Here is a 1,587-nt window from a genome sequence, read left to right on the forward strand (position 1 = left end):
CCCCAAGGAATTTAAAAAACCATCATGCGTTCAAATGCGTTTTATGGAGTTCATCAATGCATTTGTAATTGATTTGGACAACATTAGGTCATACAACCTTGATGTAGCTATTAAAAAGATAGATTTGTGTCCAATCAAACCTAACTACATTGTGAATTCGGGCAACGGCTTACATTTGTATTTCATTCTCAAAGAAAAATTTGATTTTTTGAGCTACACGACTGCAGTTTCATGGGCAAGGAACGTCAAGCGTGTAAGAGAAGAAGGAAGGAAAAAGAAGAGGTACGTTATAGCGACTGCCGATAAAATAAAAGACGTCTATTCAGAGATGTTGAAATGGTACGACGACCCAAGCTATAAGGCAGACAAGCTCCATCTGGCCCATGGCATTCGGATGTTCGGAGGAAAGACGAAGAACTCACGAATCTTGAGCACAGTCTACAAGGGGTACGACGAACGATACGACCTTGAAACGATAGCTGAGATGGTCGGCGTTGAGTTGCTCACGGAGGATGAACGAAACAGGTTGTGGCCGGAGATTGAAGGTAACAGTGATGTTTCTGCAACGCAGGTATCGCTCCTAGCCACAGATCCAGAGAAGTCTGATCACAAAGAGCAGACTCCGACGATCACGGAGCCGGAGCCGATAGCTCGCATTGACTACAAGCTGTTAAGCGAAAAATTGAAGCAGTTCCTAGAGATCCACAAGCGTGAACTGATGCCTAAACGAATGGTTCCGAAATGGACGCCTTACAACTACCTCGTTGCTTCGATCAAGGAGTACAACTATGTAGGAATAAGAAATAAATGCCTTTTTATCATGGCTTGCCATGGATATCTATATCAGATATCTGAAGATGTGGTCAAAAAGGATATCGAAGACATGGCAACTCACATGAACGAGATCACGCCAGATGATCCAATAACACAAGAGAACATAGAGAATGCATTTGATGGTTACTTCTCCGGCTACCGATACACGAACCATAAGATCACAGAGATAACTGGTATCCCATTTGAAAAGACGCAGAAAGAAGCTAGACGTGAGAGAAGCCAATCAAGACAGGCAACAATTCAAAAGGTATTACAAATTGTTGACATAGAGTACTCAAAGAATAAGTTAGTAAGCCTGCGTGATCTCAGTAACATTCTCAAAACAAATGGGGTTAAAAGAGGAAAGTCCTTTCTCTCAACGGATCCAGATGTCATAAACATCAGGGAAAAGTATCGAAAAATTCAGTGACAACAATTGGTTTGACAGCACAAGGAAGTTCATTGCCCCTTCTCCCCCCTTCCTTCTTCCCCCTCTTCTCTTCTCTAATAATGGACCCCAAATGGACAGTGCAACACAAAAGTAAGAGAACGAATAAAAGAATCACCGAACCAAATCACGTGGGCATGATCCATCGGTGTGAACAAGCAATGTATCACCACTACCGTATCACTGAACCTTGGTTGAGTGAGATCCATCACAGAACAGGAAAATCGTACCAGTGGGATTGTTATTAGCTTTTTGATATGATAATATCACAACATATAAGGTTCTATTGGTAGGAGTGGAGGATGTTATGGCACTCGTTGGTTATG

The 1,587-nt window shown here is 42.2% G+C and carries 1 protein-coding gene; it reads left to right on the top strand.

Going from position 1 to position 1,587, the window contains the following annotated elements; translation table 11 throughout:
• Positions 1–1,243, top strand: a 1,243-nt coding sequence (locus JFN90_RS22025) for a hypothetical protein (protein ID WP_199397285.1), incomplete at its 5' end; no start/stop codon positions are given.
• Positions 1,244–1,587 lie beyond the last annotated feature (344 nt).

The sequence above is a fragment of the Geomonas propionica genome (assembly GCF_016458235.1).
Lineage (GTDB): Bacteria > Desulfobacterota > Desulfuromonadia > Geobacterales > Geobacteraceae > Geomonas > Geomonas propionica.